This window comes from Halomonas sp. LS-001 (assembly GCF_052983955.1).
Window position 1 is genome coordinate 890,558 of record NZ_CM129816.1, and the last position, 20,317, is coordinate 910,874.

Here is a 20,317-nt window from a genome sequence, read left to right on the forward strand (position 1 = left end):
CGTTTTAAACCATCAACGAACCCATCAATACGAGAGACACCATGCCGCAACGACGTTTTGATCAGCTTGATAGTGTCTGGCCTGCCCCCCTGGCGCGCCGTTTGGGCGCGATGCTTTATGATGGCTTTCTGGTCATTGCCATCTGGATTGCGGTGACAGTGGCGCATGTTGCGCTGTTTCGCTTTGTTGTGGGCCAAGGTGCCGAAGAGGTCGGGACGTCTTTTCTGTCGGTGATTACGCTTAGGCTTTTGCTGGTGCTTTCCGCCATGGTCTTTTTTGCTTATTCATGGACTCGGGGCGGCATGACGCTGGGGATGCAAGCCTGGCGACTGCGCGTGCAGACCCTTGAAGGCACGTCGATTAGCTGGCGACAGAGCGTGGTACGTTGTCTGGTCGCCTGGGTGTCGCTGGCGGTTTTCGGGCTTGGTTACTGGTGGGTGTTGTTTGATGGTGAACGCCGTAGCTGGCCGGATATTGTGTCTGGAACCCGCACGGTGGTTTTGCCTAAAAAATAACCAATGTGTTGTTTATAAATAGAAAAAATAAAAATAAAGAATAATTTGGTAGAAATGCAATAATTTCCACTTGATAAGTTGTATGCGAATCATTTACATTCATCTCATGACTTTTATGAGGTGTCGCCATGTACGTATGTGTGTGCAAGGGAGTAACCGATCATCAGATTCGCCAGCAGGTTAGCGACGGAGCGCGCAGCTGGCGGGAAGTGCGCGAAGCCACTGGCTGTGCTACCCAATGCGGCAAATGCGCTTGCGTTGCCAAATCGGTTACCCGTGAAGCGGTTCAGGTTGCGCGCTGTGAGGCAAATATGGGCCTTGCTTACGCGGTGTGATACGAATCTCTCTTGTTAGGGTTTTCGTTGCCAACATCATGATTTTTTTGAGTTTCTGATCAACTTGGTTATACTCTTGGCATCGTTAGGAGTTAGCCCTTTTATGGCCTATACTCTAATGAGCGTAATTGCACATTTATAAAAGGTGACGTCATGAAAGGTGATCCAAAAGTTATCCAGCATCTCAATATTGCCCTGGGTAACGAATTAGTTGCTATCAACCAGTATTTTCTGCATGCCAAGATGTACAAGGATTGGGGGCTGAAAGCGCTGGCCAAGTGGGAATACGATGAGTCCATCGAAGAGATGCAGCACGCTGACAAAATCATCGAGCGCATTCTGTTTCTGGAAGGCATTCCCAACCTTCAGGATCTCGGCAAGCTGCACATTGGCGAGAACGTGAAAGAGATGCTGGAATCTGACCTGAAGATTGAGCACGACGGTCGCAACGACTATATCGAAGCGATCACTTACTGCGAAAGCGTTAAAGATTACGTGACCCGTGACATGCTGCGTGACCTGCTCGCCGATGAAGAAGGTCATATCGACCACATCGAAACCGAGCTGAAGCTGATTGAGCAGGTGGGTATGCAGAATTACCTGCAGCGCCAAATGCAGATGGCAGGCGAAGAATAATAACTCGCACTGTCACAACAGACGAAACAGCAAAACGGGCAGCCAAATGGCTGCCCGTTTTGTTTTACGGTTTTGCGTCGGTTTGCAGGATGACATTCGCCTGCCAAGCCGCGACAATGGCAGCTTATTGTTGGCGGAGACGATGATGTTGCCACTCAAGCTAATTTATCAGGATGATGATCTGGTGGCGGTTCATAAGCCAGCAGGGCTGCTGGTGCACCGTTCGGCGCTGGCGCGTGGAGAAACGGAATTTCTTCTCCAGCGGCTGCGCGACCAGCTGAGGCGGCGGGTCTATCCGGTGCATCGTCTGGACCGCCCGACGTCTGGCGTGATGGTGTTTGCTTTCTCATCTGAGGTTGCTGCACGACTAAGCGAATCCTTTTCTGAACGCCAGGTGGAAAAACGCTACCTGGCGGTGGTGCGTGGTATTGCGCCCGAACAGGAACGTCTCGACTACCCGCTGCGCGAAGAAGATGGCACGCGCCCTAAGGCGCAGATGCCTGCGATGCGTGCCATGACCGATATTCGTCGTCTGGATAGCGTTGAGCTGCCTGTGCAGGTAGACCGCTATCCGGTGGCGCGTTACTCCCTGGTAGAAGCGCGACCACTGACGGGGCGTCGCCATCAGATTCGTCGCCATCTTTCCCGGCGCGGCTATCCGATCATTGGCGATGCCAAGCACGGCAAAAGTGTTCACAACCGTTTTTTTGCCGAACGTTTTGAGGCGCCAAGGCTGTTGCTGGCGTCGACCTGGCTGGCCTTTGATCACCCGCATCAGGATAAACGCGTCCAGCTGAGTTGCGCGCTGGATGACACCATGACGGCGCTGTTTGAGCATCTTGGCTGGGCAGGGCATCTGCCGTTAGACAGCGTGCGGACACCGCCGCTAAGTGAGACTCGCGTCTCGGCACCTTCCGCCTAGTGCGGTTTTCTGATGATCACTCTGGAGCTTTAATGTCGGTTCAGGATCTATCGCCTCAAGAACTATCGCCTCAAGAACTATCGCCTCAAGAACTATCGGCTCAGGCGCTACCTGAGTCGGACGATTCATTTCAGCAGGACTATTCATTGCGTTTTGGTGGTATTCGTCGCCTGTATGGTAGCCGTGCAGTGGAGGCTTTCCGCGCGGCCCATGTGGTGGTGGTGGGCGTTGGAGGCGTGGGCAGCTGGGCGGCGGAAGCGCTGGCACGCTCCGGTATTGGCCAGCTGACGCTGATTGATCTGGATGATGTGTGCGTGTCTAACGTCAACCGCCAGCTCCACGCACTGGATGGCACCATTGGCCGCCCCAAGGTGGAGGTGTTGGCAGAGCGCTGCCGGTTGATTGCCCCTGAGATGACGGTCGTGGCAGATAGCGCCTTTGTAACGCCAACGAATCTGGCGGAACGACTCCCTTATGACGCCAGCCATGTGGTGGATGCGATTGACAGCGTGATCGCCAAAGCGGCGTTAATTGCCTGGTGCAAGCGTCGCAAGATTCCGATTACCGTGACCGGTGCTGCGGGTGGTCAAAGCGACCCTACACGCATCCAGGTAGCGGATTTGACCCGTACCGAGCAGGACCCCTTGTTGGCCAAGGTGCGCTCACGCCTGCGCCGGGACCATGGGTTCTCGCGAAATCCTAAGCGGCGCTTTTCAGTGGAATGCGTCTATTCCGATGAGCAACTGGTCTACCCGAGTGCTGACGGTGAAGTGTGCGCGCAAAAACCCGCGAACGGTGAGGCCACTCGCCTGGACTGCGCCTCGGGGTTTGGTGCCGCCACCTTTGTCACGGGCACTTTCGGGTTTGTCGCCGCATCGCGGGTGCTGGCCCGGCTAGCTCGACACGCCACTCTTGATCAAGGAGCCGCATCATGACCGTCCCCGTCCCAGGTATTTATCGTCATTACAAAGGCGCCCTTTACGAAGTGCTTGGCACGGCTCAGCATAGCGAAAGTGAAGAGCCGCTGGTGGTGTATCGGGCGCTATACGGTGAGTACGGCCTGTGGGTGCGCCCGTTGGAGATGTTTACCGAAAGCGTGACAAAAGAAGGCCGCACTCAGCCACGCTTTGCTCTGGAGAAAGCGTTCTAATTAAAAGGTATATCGAGCAGACAACCAAAACCGTGGGTCTCTCTGCTCGTCCTGTGACTCAGCATCACCTGTTGTCTGAGTGGCTACCGCTGTATTGATTGTCCAATGGCCACTCGAGAAGCGTATCCCCGCGCCACCGCCCGCCAGGGTTTCACTGGCTTCGTCATTAAATGCCTGACGAGCGCCGTGATCATAGAAAACATAGGGTGAAAGTTCAGGTGTCGCCTGATAGCGGACTTCCAGTTGGGTGAGCCATACCCGGCTACCGCTAACCTCTCCCTGTGGGTAGGCCCTGACGCCACGTGCCCCGCCCAGGCTCATGTTTTCGGAAGAATCCAGCGACGAGTCTGCCCACTGTATATCCCCGCTTGCCATCAGCGAGAAGTTGCCACCCAGGTTTTGCACGCGAGAAAGATTGAGATTCGCTTTGGTATAACGTCCCTCCACCTGTTCGTTTGTTCGGTTGTTAACCTGGCCACTTTGGAGACCCACTTGCCCAAAGGTGACGCCACCCTTGCCTAGCGCGTCTCGATGATCAAACTGAAGAGCCAGGGGCCAGCTGTGCCCGTAGCGCTTCTGATAGCTTTCACCTTCGAAGCGATCGTTCAATTCCGTGTATTCTACCCCGAAAGAGGCGGTCAGGTTGGTCTGCTGTCGACGCACCAGTGGATAGCTTAATTGGAAACGGCTGGTATCTGCCGTGCCGGTAAAGCCTCGGAAGGGGGCTTTCAGGTCATATTCCGTGCGCGCATAAGAAACCTCGGCACGCCAGCCCTGATAGCCTACCGGAAGAGAGTAGGAGAATTGCCCCAGCCATAAATCCTCTTCCGAGTAGAGCGCTGTCAGGCTGACCTGGTCGCCGACTTTCAGAACCCGGTTAGCTTGAGCGCCGACGGTAACGCGCCCCTCGCCAGAAGAGCGGCTACCGTAATTATCCACACCCACATAGCTATGTATCCGATTATCAGCAGCTACTTCAGTGATCAGGTCGCCTGTGCCGGATGCTTCACCCGGCCGCATGACCGGCGTGACACTAACGCCGGGCAAGTCGCTCATCAAAAGCGCAATGCGCTCCAGTTGGTCGCCTTGAATAACATCTCCAGAGTGAAGGTCTGACAGATAAGGCGCCATGCTGTCTGCTAGTGACTCATCATCCCCGGTGACCGCCACTTCGCCGTAATTGCCTTCCATAACACGGATTTCCAGAGAACCCTGGCTGATGTCCTGTCTGGGTAAAAGGGCCTGGGCAAAAGGGTAGCCATTTTCACGATAGAAACGGCTGATACGATTACTTATTTCCCGCAAACCTGCCATGTCATGGTCTTTAGCCAACAGGTGATTTACCTGCGCTAGCAGTGTGGGATCGTCATATACACGATTACCACTGATCAGTAGCTCGTTGATACGCACCTCCCGGCCCTCGGCATCGCCTTCGGTCAGTGGTGCTCCCTGTAGGTTGATATTGATCGAAGAGCGGCGAGGTTGATAGGTATTATCCGGTAAAGTGTCGCGTAAAATACGACCTGCATCCGGCGCTGTTTGTGCCTGACTGATCAAGGGGAGTGTGCTGACCAGGCACACCGCCGTCATGATGAGTGAGCGTTTGTTCAGTGGATCATAGTGCATTAGTTGTCATCCTCATCGTCGTCATTCAGGTCTGTGTTAATGCCTTGATTGATAATCTCGACGCCGCCAACCGTTGCCGTGTCATCGGTCAATGGAGTGACTCGACTCATGTCGCCTTCGGGTGCGTCTGATGATGCACCCTGACGGGTCTGATTAATCACCGCATCGATGTTTGAGTTCAGTTCAGGCTCTGGCTCGGGCTCGGGCTCGGGCTCGGGTTCAGGCTCAGGTTCGGGCTCAGGTTCCGGCTCAGGTTCCGGCTCGGGCTCGGGTTCCGGCTCGGGCTCCGGCTCCGGCTCGGGCTCGGGCTCCGGCTCCGGCTCGGGCTCAGGCTCGGGCTCAGGCTCGGGTTCAGGCTCAGGTTCTGGCTCAGGCTCAGGCTCAGGTTCCGGCTCGGGTTCAGGTTCAGGTTCCGGCTCAGGTTCCGGCTCTGGCTCTGGCTCAGGTTCCGGCTCGGGCTCAGGTTCCGGCTCGGGCTCTGGCTCGGGCTCCGGCTCAGGCTTAGGCTCAGGTTCCGGCTCGGGTTCAGGTTCAGGTTCCGGCTCAGGTTCAGGTTCCGGCTCAGGTTCCGGCTCTGGCTCGGGCTCAGGTTCCGGCTCGGGCTCTGGCTCAGGTTCCGGCTCGGGCTCAGGTTCCGGCTCGGGCTCTGGCTCGGGCTCAGGCTCCGGTTCCGGCTCAGGTTCTGGCTCTGGCTCCGGTTCGGGCTCAGGCTCAGGCTCGGGCTCAGGTTCTGGCTCCGGTTCGGGCTCGGGTTCCGGCTCGGGCTCAGGCTCAGGCTCAGGCTCAGGCTCAGGCTCAGGCTCAGGCTCAGGCTCAGGCTCGGGTTCTGGCTCAGGCTCAGGTTCAGGCTCGGGTTCCGGCTCCGGCTCAGGTTCTGGCTCGGGCTCTGGTTCTGGTTCTGGTTCTGGTTCTGGTTCGGGCTCAGGCTCAGGTTCGGGCTCGGGCTCCGGTTCCGGCTCGGGCTCGGGCTCGGGTTCTGGTTCCGGCTCAGGTTCAGGCTCGGGCTCAGGCTCCGGTTCCGGCTCAGGTTCAGGCTCCGGTTCGGGCTCCGGCTCGGGCTCGGGCTCGGGTTCTGGCTCCGGCTCCGGCTCCGGCTCGGGCTCGGGCTCGGGTTCTGGCTCCGGCTCCGGCTCCGGCTCAGGCTCAGGCTCGGGCTCTGGCTCAGGCTCCGGCTCCGGCTCAGGCTCGGGCTCAGGCTCAGGCTCGGGCTCAGGTTCCGGCTCAGGTTCAGGCTCCGGCTCCGGCTCCGGCTCGGGTTCAGGTTCCGGCTCGGGTTCTGGCTCCGGCTCCGGCTCTGGCTCAGGTTCGGGCTCCGGCTCGGGTTCAGGTTCGGGCTCAGGTTCAGGCTCGGGTTCCGGCTCGGGCTCAGGCTCGGGTTCAGGCTCGGGTTCAGGCTCGGGTTCAGGCTCGGGCTCGGGTTCCGGCTCAGGTTCCGGCTCTGGTTCCGGTTCGGGCTCAGGTTCCGGCTCGGGCTCGGGCTCGGGTTCAGGCTCGGGTTCAGGCTCGGGCTCGGGTTCCGGCTCAGGTTCCGGCTCTGGTTCCGGTTCGGGCTCAGGTTCCGGCTCGGGCTCCGGTTCGGGCTCCGGTTCCGGCTCGGGCTCAGGTTCCGGCTCAGGCTCAGGCTCAGGCTCGGGTTCTGGCTCAGGCTCAGGCTCAGGCTCAGGTTCAGGCTCGGGTTCCGGCTCAGGCTCAGGCTCAGGTTCTGGCTCGGGCTCTGGTTCTGGTTCTGGTTCTGGTTCGGGCTCAGGCTCAGGCTCAGGTTCTGGCTCGGGCTCAGGTTCGGGTTCCGGCTCGGGCTCTGGCTCAGGTTCTGGCTCGGGCTCAGGTTCGGGTTCCGGCTCGGGCTCTGGCTCAGGAATCGGGGCTGCCGCGATGGCTAGCTCGCCTGACATAAAGTCAATCGCGTAGTTGGGGTTGCGATTTTCGTCCACATCGCCCTGATTAATGTTGTAGTTTCCAGCGTCTTCCCCCGGTTGACGCGATAGATTACCCGCCAATTCGTCATCAGGCACCAAGCCACAGCTTTCTGTAAGGCTTCCACAGCCGGTAGAAAATGTCAGCGTAGGATCCGGTTCGCCTTGCTCTTTCTCCTTATCATCGGCGCTGACAGTGATCGGACGCGGGTCAATGGTCAGGCTGCCGTCTTTAAAGCTCAGGTTGTAGTTTTTTGCGTTGCCCTCTGCGGTATGGGTATAGCTGCCCGCATCAATGCCACTACCGCCCGTGGTGCTGACGTTGGTGAGCACGGCTTCGTCCTCACCATTCACCAGCCCGGTGGCGCTGAAGCCGGTGACGGCCTGCTCGGTGCCATCGTAGGTGGTGGTGTCGCTGTTGGCGATAACGGTGGCATTGGCTTTGTCGATGGTCAGGCTGCCGTCTTCAAAGCTCAGATTGTAGTTTTTCGCGGTGCCGTCAATAGCATGAACGTAGCTGCCCGCATCGATGCCGCTGCCGCCCGTGGTGCTGACGTCGGTGAGCACGGTTTCGTCCTCACCATTCACCAGCCCGATGGCGGTGAAGCCGGTAACGGCCTGCTCGGTGCCATCGTAGGTGGTGGTGTCGCTGTTGGCGATAACGCTGGCATTGGCTTTGTCGATGGTCAGGCTGCCGTCTTCAAAGCTCAGGTTGTAGTTTTTCGCGGTGCCGTCAATAGCATGAACGTAGCTGCCCGCATCGGTGCCGCTGCCGCCCGTGGTGCTGACGTTGGTGAGCACGGTTTCGTCCTCACCATTTACCAGGCCGGTAGCGCTGAAGCCTGTGACGGCTTGCTCGGTGCCATCGTAGGTAGTGGTATCGCTGTTGGCGATAACGGTGGCATTGGCCTTGTCGATGGTCAGGCTGCCGTCTTTAAAGCTCAGGTTGTAGTTTTTCGCGTTGCCCTCTGCGATATGGGTATAGCGGCCCGCATCGGTGCCACTGCCGCCGGTGGTGCTGACGTTAGTGAGTACGGCTTCGTCCTCACTCTTCACCAGCCCGGTGGCGCTGAAGCCGGTAACGGCCTGCTCGGTGCCATCGTAAGTGGTGGTGTCGCTGTTGGCGATAACGATGGCATCGGCCTTGTCGATGGTCAGGCTGCCGTCTTCAAAGCTCAGGTTGTAGTTTTTCGCGGTGCCGTCAATAGCATGAACGTAGCTGCCCGCATCGGTGCCGCTGCCGCCCGTGGTGCTGACGTTAGTGAGCGCAGCTTCGTCCTCACCATTCACCAGCCCGGTGGCGCTGAAGCCGGTAACGGCCTGCTCGGTGCCATCGTAGGTGGTGGTGTCGCTGTTGGCGATAACGGTGGCATTGGCCTGGTCGATGGTCAGGCTGCCGTCTTCAAAGCTCAGATTGTAGTTTTTTGCGGTGCCGTCTGCGGTGTGGGTATAGCTACCCGCATCGGTGCCGCTGCCGCCGGTGGTGCTGACGTTAGTGAGTACGGCTTCGTCCTCACTCTTCACCAGCCCGGTGGCGGTGAAGCCGGTAACGGCCTGCTCGGTGCCATCGTAAGTGGTGGTGTCGCTGTTGGCGATGACGATGGCATCGGCCTTGTCGATGGTCAGGCTGCCGTCTTCAAAGCTCAGGTTGTAGTTTTTCGCGGTGCCGTCAATAGCATGAACGTAGCTGCCCGCATCGGTGCCGCTGCCGCCCGTGGTGCTGACGTCGGTGAGCACGGTTTCGTCTTCACCCTTCACCAGCCCGGTGGCGCTGAAGCCGGTGACGGCCTGCTCGGTGCCATTGTAGGTGGTGGTGTCGCTGTTGGCGATAACGGTGGCATTGGCCTTGTCGATGGTCAGGCTGCCGTCTTCAAAGCTCAGGTTGTAGTTTTTCGCGGTGCCGTCAATAGCATGAACGTAGCTGCCCGCATCGGTGCCGTTGCCGCCCGTGGTGCTGACGTTAGTGAGCACGGCTTCGTCCTCACCCTTCACCAGCCCGGTGGCACTGAAGCCGGTAACGGCCTGCTCGGTGCCATCGTAGGTGGTGGTGTCGCTGTTGGCGATGACGATGGCATCGGCCTTGTCGATGGTCAGGCTGCCGTCTTTAAAGCTGAGGTTGTAGTTTTTCGCGGTGCCGTCAATAGCATGAACGTAGCTGCCCGCATCGGTGCCGCTGCCGCCGGTGGTGCTGACGTTGGTGAGCACGGCCTCGTCCTCACCACTCACCAGCCCGGTAGCGCTGAAACCAGTAACGGCCTGCTCAGTGCCATCGTAGGTGGTGGTGTCGCTGTTGGCGATAACGGTGGCATTGGCCTTGTCGATGGTCAGGCTGCCGTTTTCAAAGCTCAGGTTATAGTTTTCCGCGGTGCCCTCTGGGATATGGGTATAGCTGCCCGCATCGATGCCGCTGCCGCCGGTGGTGTTGACGTTAGTGAGCACGGCTTCGTCCTCACCACTCACCAGCCCGGTAGCGCTGAAGCCGGTGACAGCCTGCTCGGTGCCATCGTAGGTGGTGGTGTCGCTGTTGGCGATGACGGTCGCATGGGCTTTGTCGATGGTCAAGCTGCCGTCTTCAAAGCTCAGGTTGTAGTTTTTTGCGTTGCCCTCTGCGGTATGGGTATAGCTGCCCGCATCGATGCCGCTGCCGCCGGTGGTGCTGACGTCGGTGAGCACGGTTTCGTCCTCACCCTTCACCAGCCCGGTGGCGGTGAAGCCGGTAACGGACTGCTCGGTGCCATCGTAGGTGGTGGTGTCGCTGTTGGCGATAACGGTGGCATTGGCCTTGTCGATGGTCAGGCTGCCGTCTTCAAAGCTCAGGTTGTAGTTTTTCGCGGTGCCGTCAATAGCATGAACGTAGCTGCCCGCATCGGTGCCGTTGCCGCCCGTGGTGCTGACGTTAGTGAGCACGGCTTCGTCCTCACCCTTCACCAGCCCGGTAGCGCTGAAGCCGGTGACGGCCTGCTCGGTGCCATCGTAGGTGGTGGTGTCACTGTTGGCGATAACGGTGGCATCAGCCTTGTCGATGGTCAGGCTGCCGTCTTTAAAGCTCAGGTTGTAGTTTTTTGCGTTGCCCTCTGCGGTATGGGTATAGCTGCCCGCATCAATGCCACTGCCGCCGGTGGTGCTGACGTTGGTAAGCACGGCCTCGTTCTCACCATTCACCAGCCCGGTGGCGCTGAAGCCGGTAACGGCCTGCTCGGTGCCATCGTAGGTGGTGGTGTCGCTGTTGGCGATAACGGTGGCATCGGCTTTGTCGATGGTCAGGCTGCCGTTTTCAAAGCTCAGGTTGTAGTTTTTCGCGGTGCCGTCAATAGCATGAACGTAGCTGCCCGCATCGGTGCCGCTGCCGCCCGTGGTGCTGACGTTGGTAAGCACGGTTTCGTCCTCACCATTCACCAGCCCGGTGGCGCTGAAGCCGGTGACGGCCTGTTCGGTGCCATCGTAGGTGGTGGTGTCGCTGTTGGCGATAGCGGTGGCATTGGCTTTGTCGATGGTCAGGCTGCCGTTTTCAAAGCTCAGGTTGTAGTTTTTTGCGGTGCCGTCAATAGCATGAACGTAGCTGCCCGCATCGATGCCGCTACCGCCGGTGGTGCTGACGTTGGTGAGCACGGTTTCGTCCTCACCACTCACCAGCCCGGTGGCGCTGAAGCCGGTGACGGTTTGCTCGGTGCCATCGTAGGTGGTGGTGCCACTGTTGGCGATGACGGTTAATTGGCGCGGAGTGACGTCAGCGCTATTTGGCTGGGTAAATTCAGCCAATGCATAATTGGAGGCATCCTCGCCATGCAGGCTGTTGGTATCGACGGTTTGATCGTAAGTACCCACATTGACGTTGTTGGAAGAGCTCAAACTGACATTCGCCACTGTGGCCTCAGCCACAGCCAGATCATCGTCCAACACTCCCTCTAGCATCACATCCCCTGGTGTGAGCTCTTCGCCGTAGATGGATTTTGTGTCGGCAATCCCGGTGGCGGTCAGCATCAGAGGGTCAACGGTGAGCGCGCCAGCTTGATCAACGTCGTTAACAATGGCGTAGCCCAGCGGGTTCGTCAGGCCATCGACATAGTTAATGCGGTGGTCACCCGCGACTTGATAGCCAGCGTTGGAAAGGTCGCTTTCGACCGACCAGCTGGGGGTGCCATCCAGGATGCTTTTGTCGTCATCGTTAACAAACCCACGCGTGTCTTGCAGGTCATAACCTGATGGCACGTTGTCGCCGTAGGTGATGGTTTTACCGTCGGCACTGACCAGAATTTCAGGCTGTTCACGGTAGATCAGATGACGCGGTGCATCTGCATCCAGCGCTGCCGTGAAGTTGCTGGTGGCTTCATTGCTGTTGTAGCGGAAATCCCCGGTTTCAACTAACTCCGCAATGGCTTCGCTACCCGAGAGGCTGCCGGTGTAGAGCAGTGCGCGTCCATTGTTGCCCGTCGTGAGATCACCATTGGTGTGAACAATATCGCCGCCGCTGGCGGTGCCTGCTTCCTGGCTGGCTCCAGCGTTCAGTACTATCGCTTGGTCCGACGTGTCAGCCGTTGTGATATCACCTGTCAGGGTCAGGTCACCAACTCTGGTGGCAATATCAATGGCATCGCCAGCCGAAACATTACCCAGTCGTAAGGCCTGCTGGCTCTCCAGTGAAATTTCCTTGACAGCGTCAAGGGTTAACACGGCGTCATGCCCGCTGGCATCGCCGAGATCAACCGGGTCTTGTGCGCTGATATTGCCACCATTGCCAGTGGTGGTGATGGCCACGTTGATCCCTGAATCCAATCGCCCACGAATGTCATCAGGTGCAATCTCGGTGCCAATGGAAGGCTGATCCGTGATCAGGAATGATTCATAATTCTGCCGCCAGTGGGCGGTGTTGCTGTTGACCGCCAGGCCGTTCGCCAGCAGGCCGGAATTGCGCCCTAAAAGACCGTCGGCAACGGCAGTTTCATTTGCTGTGGCGTCTTTCACGGTCACCGTACCGCTGGCTTCCACATTGTCCAGCGTGCCCGAGTTATCACCGGCGAAACTGCCTACGCCCAGGCTGTCACCGGCGAAATCGTCGCCAACAAGCCCGGTTACATCACCGCTGGCCGAGGCGTTTTCAATGGTGCCTTCGTTTCGGCCGACAAAGCCGCCCGCGTAACCCCGTGTCACTTCGCTGGCATTATTAGGAATCGTAACGTTTCCAGTGGCCTGTGAATTGCGAATAGTGCTATCGATGCTCCAGCCGACTAATCCACCTACATGCGCGCCGCCACTTACATTGCCACTGGCTGAGCTATTTTCTATCGTGGTTAGATCGATGTGTCCAACCAATCCACCGGCGTCAAAGGAGCTTGGATCGACAGTGATGTTAACGCTGGATTCACTGTTGCGAATCGTAGAGTTTATGGCCATTCCGACCAATCCCCCTACGGCTTCATAGCCTGAAATGTCCGCCTGATCACCACGGACAGTAATATTATCCAGGGTGCTGTTATTAATCTGGCCTGCCAAGGCTGCGGTTCGGTAACCGTAGTGAGTGGTTTGAACGTTAGGATTGTTGAGGGTTAAGTGTTGAAAGGTGGCGTCTGACGCGACTCCAAATAGCCCGATATCATCACGGTTACTTGCCACAGTGAAAAAGTCACTGATCGTATTATTGCCGCCATCAAGGTGGCCAGTGAAGGCATCGGAGTTATTACCTATCGGCTCCCAACCCTTATCAGAATTGGCGGTCGCGCTAGCCAGCTCATTGTAGCCACTGGTGTCTGTACCTAAATCATTCGCCAGGGCGTAATAATAGCCGCCAGTCAGCACATCATCGTTGTGGTTGATATTCTGCAGCTGCTGCCAGTCGGTGAGGGTGAAGGGTTGGTCTTCCGTGCCAAAGCCATCGTCAAACAGCAGAGTTTGATCAGGAATATCTTCATCGCGGGTGACATTGGTTAAGTAGGGGCGTGAAAGACCGTAACCGGCGACGCGGTTGCCGCCTAATGACCAGACGTTCTCATCCCATCCCGCGTCGGCAAAAATGGCCGCTCGTTGCATATCGGCGGAGGTCAGCCCGGTGGCACCGAAGTTGTCGTCACCCGCTTCGCCGATGCCGGTGGTTTCAACATCCCAGAAGCTGTTGAGTATTGATACATTATCGCCACTTCGATAGGCAAGACCTACCAGTCCGCCCAGGTTGTCTCCAGTTCCATTCACTGCACCAGAAGCGTAAGAATTTTTGATCGTTACCGCCTCCGCGCTACCAAGGAGACCGCTTAAAGCATTATTACCGTTGACCTGAGCCAAGCTGTAGCTGTCTTCTACATTTATATAAACAACATTTCCGCTTCCTAACCAAGAATAGGCCTCACCAATCAGGCCACCGGCATAACCAGTCGTGCTGTTTATTGTGCCTGAAGAATAAGAGGATTTAATTGATATGTCAGAGCTCCACTCATCAACATCATTGAAAAGGTAGCCGATTGCACCGCCTGCATATTCTTCCGCATTCAGTGTTATGTCGTTAATAGATATGTTTTCGAAATCCGAAAACTCAGCATAACCGGACAGGCCACCAACATATTCTTTTCCTATCACTGTTGCGTCAGATAACCCGATGTTTTTTATGGTCGTAGTGGGAGTGTTTGAATTATTACTTACCGCGCCAAAAAGTCCCACGAAATCTTCAGTAGGCCGGTTAATATGCATATCTGATAACGTATGCCCAAGGCCATCGAACGTGCCTGCGAAGCGGGTGGAGCGGTTGTTGAAAGTACCTATCGGCTCCCAGCCTTTACCCTCATCCGCCGTGGCACTGGCCAGCTCGGCATAGCCGCTGGTGTTGGTGTCCAGGTCATTCTCCAGCGCGTAATAGTACCCACCGGATAAAACGTCAGTGTTGTGATTGATGTTCTGTAACTGTTGCCAGTCGGTGAGGGTGAAGGGTTCGTCTTCCGTGCCAAAGCCATCGTCAAACAACAGGTTTTGATCGGGGATGTCTGCGTCGGCAGTCACATTGGTAAGGTATGGCCTGAAAGCTGCATAGCCTGCGATATTATTGCCGCCCAACGACCAGATGTTTTCATCCCATCCGGCGTCGGCAAAAATAGCCGCTTGCTGCATTTCGGCGGAGGTCAGGCCAGTAGCACCGAAGTTGTTGTCACCCGCTGAGCCGATACCGGTGGTGTCAACATCCCAAAAGCTGTTATTTATATCGATACTTTGAGTAGCGCGACCTACCAGTCCGCCCAGATGGTCTCCAGTTCCATTCACTGCACCAGAAGCATACGAATTGTTGATCGTTACATCATTTGTTCTGCCAACGAGTCCGCCCACATCATCAATGCCGTTGACATCAGCCGTGCTGTAGCTATCTTCTATATGTATTAGCAATCCATTTTCTGAATAGGCTTCGCCAATCAAGCCACCGGCATATTCATCGTTATTTGCATTTATGACTCCTGAGGAGTACGAGGATTTGATCGATAAGTCATCGGAATTTGACCAGGCAGTCCACCCGCTGTCATTCCAGATATAACCAAGTAAACCACCTGCATATCGGTTAGCCTCTATTTCAATATTGCTAATTGCGATATTTTCAAAACTTGAATACTCAGCATAGCCAACTAAGCCACCGACAAACCTGTCTCCGGTTATTTTTGCATCTGTTAGTCCGATATTTTTGATGGTTGTCATGGGGGGGGCAGAAGAATCTCTACTTGCTAACCCGAAAAGCCCCACAAAGTCTTCATCTGGCCGATTAATATTGAGATCTGAAACCAGGTTACCGAGGCCATCAAAAGTACCAATGAAGTTGTTGTCAATATCAATGCCAATCGGCTTCCAGCCTTTATTGTCATTCGCCGTAGAGCTGGCCAGCTCGGCGTAGCCGCTGGTGTTGGTGTCCAGGTCATTCTCCAGCGCGTAGTAGTACCCACCGGATAAAACGTCAGTGTTGTGATTGATGTTCTGTAACTGTTGCCAGTCGGTGAGGGTGAAGGGCTGGGCTTCAGTGCCATAGCCGCCGTCAAACAGCAGGGTTTGATCAGGTATATCTTCATCACGGGTGACATTAGTCAGGTATGGGCGGGAAACGCCGTAACCGGCGGAGTCTGCACCCGGCCCAAATGACCAGATGGCCTCATCCCAACCAGCATCGATAAAGGTTTCTGATTGCTGCATTCCAGCGGAGATGAGACCAGTGGCGATGGTGTTAGTGTGGTCATCAGTAATCGAGTTGCCGTTGGCATCAGTAGTGGCATAAAAACTAGCATTGACGCTACCACCGTCATCTAGACCTATGAGCCCACCGACATTTTCGTTGCCGGTTACATTACCAATAGCGTAGGTGTTAACTACAGAATTTTCGCTACGCCCGATCAGCCCGCCGATATTTTGGATGCCGGTTACATTGCCCGTAGCGTAGCTTTCTTCAACAGGAGCTGCCGCATTTACTACGCCTACCAGACCGCCTACGTCTTTGTTTCCCTCTACTTGACCGGTCGCATAACTACTGTAAACACTAGAATTATTACCTACTGCTCCGGCCAATCCACCAACAAACTCAACTCCCTTAACTTGTACAGTCGCTGAGCTACGGGAAATTTCAGCACCTAGTAGCCCTCCAACGAGACCACCAGCGAATTGATCCTTACCCTCTATGCTGCCCGTAGCGTGGCTATTATGAATAGATGTAGAGTCATGAAATCCAGCTATGCTACCGACGCGATTATTACCGACCATATCCACATCTATTAAGCTAATGTTCTGGATATTCGTATTAGATGAGCCTGCAAATAAACCAATGTCATTTTCGTCAGGACGGTTAATCGTCAGTTCTGAAATTTTATGACCGAGACCGTCAAATTCACCTCTAAATCCTTGGCCGGAGAACAAACCTAGACTAACCGGTTCCCAACCTTTTTCACCATCCCAGTCTTTGGTAACACTGGCATCAATATCAGCCCCGAGCGCGTAGTGCCCCTCTAAATCATCGCGCATGGCTTGCAGGGTGCCGTCGGCGTAGCTGGTTTCTTCGCCCAGTTCGGTGATGACGGTGAAGTCCAGCACGTCGCCGTTACTGCCGAATTGGGTGGAGAAGTTCTGGCCTGCTTGCAGATTGACCGGCGCATTGGCGGTAAAGCGCGCAGACCCGCCATCGTTTGAGTCTTGGCCGTACTTCAGCGCCAGTATGCCACCGCTCCCTTCACTGGCATCCATCTCGGCGTTGATAGTGATGTCCCGCTGGGCGTTCAGGGTGAGGGTGTTGCCGCTGCTCCAGGCAACTTCATCGTTGACGAAAATATCGCCGTTGTCGTCTCCTGCGCCGGTCGTGGCGATGGCTACGTTAGTCCCCGACTCCAGTCGATCGCTAATGGCATCAGCTGCAATCTCCGTGTCATCCGCGGATTGATCTGTAATAGATAATGAGTCATCAGGATTCAGCCAGTGGGCGGTGTTGCTGTTTGCCGCCAGACCATTCATCAACAAGCCGGTATTGCGGCCCAGGAGGCCGTCGGCAACGATGGTTTCATCGCCCGTGGCGTCTTCCACAGTGACTGTGCCGCTGGCTTCCACGTTGCGTAGGGTGCCTTTGTTATCTCCGGCGAAACTGCCGATGCCCAAGAGATTGTCACCGGCAAACTCGTTGCCAACAAGCCCGGTGACATCACCACTGGCCGAGGCATTTTCAATGATGCCTTCGTTTTTGCCCACAAAGCCGCCTGCGTAGCCGCGTGTCACTTTATCGGCGCTATCAGGAATCGTGACGTTACCAGTGGCCTGTGAATTGCGAATAGTGCTATCTATGTTACTGCCGACCAACCCGCCTACATGTGCGCCGCCACTCACGTTGCCACTGGCTGAACTATCTTCAATCAGGGTTTGATCGTTGTATCCAACCAATCCACCGGCATCAAAGGAGCTTGGGTCGACAGTAACATTAACGCTGGATTCACTGTTGCGAACTGTAGAGTTCATGGCCGTTCCGACCAACCCTCCTACAGCGGTATTGCCTGAGACGGCTCCCTGATCACCAATGACAGTGATATTATCCAGAGTGCTACCTTCAATTTTACCCGCCAGGGCACCGGTCTGGTAACTAACGCCTAGAGTTAAAACATCAGGATTGCTGAGGTTTAAGTCTCCAATGGTGGCATCCGTGGCGACCCCAAATAGCCCGATATTCGCTCGGTTCCGTACTATATTGAAATCACTGATCGTTTTGTCACCGCCATCAAAGTGGCCAGTGAAGGGAGTGGAATCATCACCTATCGGCTCCCAGCCTTTGTCAGAGTTGGCAGTCGCACTGGCCAGCTCGCTGTAGCCTTCAGCGTCGGTATTCAGGTCATTTTGCAGCACATAGTGGTAATCACCCGTCAATACATCGGTGTTGAAATTGATGTTCTGTAACTGCTGCCAAGTGGTGAGGGTGAAGGGCTCCTCTTCAGTGCCAAAGCCGCCGTCAAAAAGTGTAGGTTTATCTTGGGTAACGTCAGTTAAATAGGGGCGAAAGGCGTATCCATCAAAAGACCATACATTCTCATTGGCATTCCAACCTGCGTTGATAAAAATGTCTGCTTGCTGCATTTCAGCAGTGTCAAGGCCAGTTGGACTCGTTGAGTTGGCAGGAGCAACTCCAACGCCATCGTCCTGTCCGGTCGTTGTCTTGTTGAAGTAGGTGGCCGTGATACTGCTGTTTACTGTGCTGGACCCGACCAGTCCACCCTGTGCGGAACCGTTCTGCGCCACCACCCTGCCGGTGGCATATGCATTGGTGATGGCGCTGGTTGAATTATACCCTACTAGCCCGCCGACGCGGTCGGTGCCTGTCACGCTGCCGGTGGCATAGGTGTTGCTGACCGTGGAGCCGTTGGCGTTGTAACCCACCAGTCCGCCGACATCCTGGTTACCCTTTACGCTGCCGGTGGCGTAGGCATTGATGATTGTGCTTTCCTCGCTGCTACCAATTAGCCCACCAGCTTTGTTACCCCCGGTTACTGCGCCAGTCGCATAGACGTTTTCGAAAGTGGTCTGGTAGCTTTCACCGACGAGCCCGCCGACGTGTTCATCGTCGCTTTTATCGTTGTTAACTACTGTGCCAGTAGCGTAGACGTTTTCGAGATTACTCTGAAAACTGTAGCCGACGAGCCCACCGATGTATCTTGTAATAGAAGCTTCTTCATCGGCGGTGACGGCGCCAGTCGCGAAGGAGTTTGTGATGTTGTCATCTGTAGCCCCTACCAGCCCGCCGACACTGCGAGAGCCTGTCACGTCACTGGTGGCGTAGGTGTTTTCGATGCTTCCCTCGGAGTTGTTCCCAACGAGTCCGCCGACTCTTTCTACACCAGTGACTGACCCGGTAACGTAGGCATTAGTGATATGGTTCTGATCATGTCCGACCAGCCCGCCGACGTTATCCTTGCCTTTTATGTTCACATCTACCAAACCAATATTGCGAATATCACTATCCGTGTTGGTCGCACCGAAGAGGCCAACATCATCCTGGTCCGGCCGATTGATCGTCAGCCCTGTGATGGTATGGCCGAGACCATCAAATCTGCCTGCGAAACGGAGACTTTCATTGCCAAGCGGTTGCCAGCCTTTATTTTCATTCCAGCTTTTCGTTTCACTGGCATCAAGGTCTGTACCTAACGCGTAGTATTGGATGGGGGCAAGCGTACCATCGGTGTAATCGACGACCCTCTCTAGCTCGTTAATGACAGTAAACTCGCGCACATCGCCAGTGCTGCCTGATTTTGTCGAGAAATTCTGACCGGCCTGCAGGTTAACTGGCGCATTAATTCGGTACTCGCCGCCAGCGTCATTTTGGCCATATTCCAGCGCCAGTTTGCCGCCACCGCCTTGGCTGGCATCCATTTCTTCATTGATTTCAATATCGCGCTGGGCATTCAGGGTTAACTGGTTGCCGCTTTGCCAAGCGATCTCGTCGTTGAAGAAGATATCGCCGTTGCCGTCTTCAGCCCCGTTTATGCTTTCAATGGTGACGTTGTTATTGGCCAGGCCATCAGAAAGCTGCGTACCGGTCATATCGCCGCCTTCCGCGGCTACGGTGTAATCCTGCGGATCAATCAGCCATTCACCGGTCTCGCCGTTATCGGCGCGGGTGGTGACAGTGGCTTCGTCCATAATGCTGACCTTGGCCGCACTGGTTTCCACAAAACCGCCGTTGCCGCCTTCGGGGTTGAGAGAAGAGGGCGCGGATGCATCCAGAGTGCCTGCTACCTGGGTTTCGCCGCTGTCCATATCGCCCATCAGCCAGATTTCACCCTGCTCGTTCTCAGCGAGGGTTCTGGCTTGGGTCACGCCGGTGTGGTTGATCACGCTGGCGGCGAGGTCGCCTGCGGCCTTGGCGGTCAGATAGACACGCCCGCCATCTGCCTTGATGGCACCGCCTTGTTCGATGTAGGTGTCCAGCAGCGCTTCTTCGACCTCGATTTTGATGGGGCCACCCATATCGAGGGTTACCCGGCTGCCTGCGCCCATCATCACATCCCCACGCGGGGCTTCAATATTGCCACGGTTGATGATTTCAGTGGCAATCAGGGCAACGTAGCCATCCTCTGCGGTACGAATATTGCCCTGGTTGATGATGGCGTTACTGCTGCTGCCTTCAAAGGTGAAGTCGCCCGCCATAAAGTCTTCCGGGCTGATATCCAGCGTTGATGCGACGAGCCCGCCTACATCCACCTGGGCAGTGTCGCCAAATACCACGCCATTGGGGTTGACCAGAAAGACCTGGCCATTGGCGTTAATCGCACCGCGAATCTGCGAGACCTGATCGCCTGTCACGCGGTTAAGGGCCGCCGCATCACGGCTAGGCTGGTTGAAGTCAACGCGATGGCCTTCCTCTACGGAAAAATCATCCCAGTCCATGGCCATGCGGTCAGTGGTCTGGTTGATCCGCATGGTATTGCCGGACTGCTCAATAGTGCCGCTACCGGCGCGTATTTCACCACCTGAAGGCAAGCCCCCACCCAAGGCGCTAAGAGGCAGCAGTAGCAAACTGCCAGTGGCCAGGGAAGCCACCGTGCCCACAGACCGTGATCGACGTGTGACGCGCTTGCTCCTGCTTCTGACAGCTTCAGAAGCAACTTGCCAACGGCCCTTGGCGGCGTTCCAAACGGTGCGAAATATCCGGTTCATGGTATGCCCCTTGCGAATAACGGTTTGTTAATCAGTGTGACTTATGGGCAAAAGGTTGACTTCCACTCAGCGCTACATGGGCATGGTTA

At 56.0% G+C, this 20,317-nt stretch carries 8 protein-coding genes; 6 read left to right on the forward strand and 2 right to left on the reverse strand.

Annotation, left to right across the window (positions count from 1 at the left end; all coding sequences use genetic code 11):
• Nucleotides 1-41: 41 nt before the first annotated feature.
• The 6 genes from ACU6TU_RS03895 (at nt 42) to ACU6TU_RS03920 (ending at nt 3,558) form a co-directional block, all read left to right on the forward strand.
• On the forward strand, nt 42-515 hold the full coding sequence (locus ACU6TU_RS03895; RefSeq protein ID WP_447143274.1) for an RDD family protein: 474 nt from the start codon (nt 42-44) through the stop codon (nt 513-515).
• 128 nt (nt 516-643) lie between these two features.
• Nucleotides 644-850 carry a (2Fe-2S)-binding protein gene (locus tag ACU6TU_RS03900; RefSeq protein WP_447143275.1) on the forward strand — a complete coding sequence of 69 codons (207 nt, stop codon included), beginning with the start codon at nt 644-646 and terminating at the stop codon, nt 848-850.
• A gap of 153 nt (nt 851-1,003) precedes the next feature.
• Nucleotides 1,004-1,486, forward strand: a complete 483-nt coding sequence (gene bfr / locus ACU6TU_RS03905; RefSeq protein ID WP_447143276.1) for a bacterioferritin — start codon at nt 1,004-1,006, stop codon at nt 1,484-1,486.
• A gap of 145 nt (nt 1,487-1,631) precedes the next feature.
• Nucleotides 1,632-2,408, forward strand: coding sequence for a pseudouridine synthase (locus ACU6TU_RS03910; protein ID WP_447144174.1), 777 nt, complete (start codon nt 1,632-1,634; stop codon nt 2,406-2,408).
• Between the two features lie 32 nt (nt 2,409-2,440).
• Nucleotides 2,441-3,343 (forward strand): tRNA cyclic N6-threonylcarbamoyladenosine(37) synthase TcdA, encoded by a 903-nt coding sequence (gene tcdA, locus ACU6TU_RS03915; protein WP_447143277.1) that lies wholly within the window; start codon nt 2,441-2,443, stop codon nt 3,341-3,343.
• A complete protein-coding gene (locus tag ACU6TU_RS03920; RefSeq protein WP_447143278.1) occupies nt 3,340-3,558 on the forward strand; it encodes a DUF1653 domain-containing protein in 219 nt (72 codons plus the stop codon). The genes tcdA and ACU6TU_RS03920 overlap by 4 nt, the downstream gene beginning before the upstream one ends.
• Here the strand turns inward: ACU6TU_RS03920 and ACU6TU_RS03925 are convergent, their stop codons facing one another.
• The gene (locus ACU6TU_RS03925; RefSeq protein WP_447143279.1) at nt 3,559-5,184 is read right to left on the reverse strand and encodes a ShlB/FhaC/HecB family hemolysin secretion/activation protein; all 1,626 of its coding nucleotides are present in this window, start codon (nt 5,182-5,184) and stop codon (nt 3,559-3,561) included. It abuts the gene before it with no gap.
• On the reverse strand, nt 5,184-20,228 hold the full coding sequence (locus ACU6TU_RS03930; RefSeq protein WP_447143280.1) for an MBG domain-containing protein: 15,045 nt from the start codon (nt 20,226-20,228) through the stop codon (nt 5,184-5,186). Before ACU6TU_RS03930 ends, ACU6TU_RS03925 begins: the two co-directional genes overlap by 1 nt.
• Between the last annotated feature and the right edge of the window lie 89 nt (nt 20,229-20,317).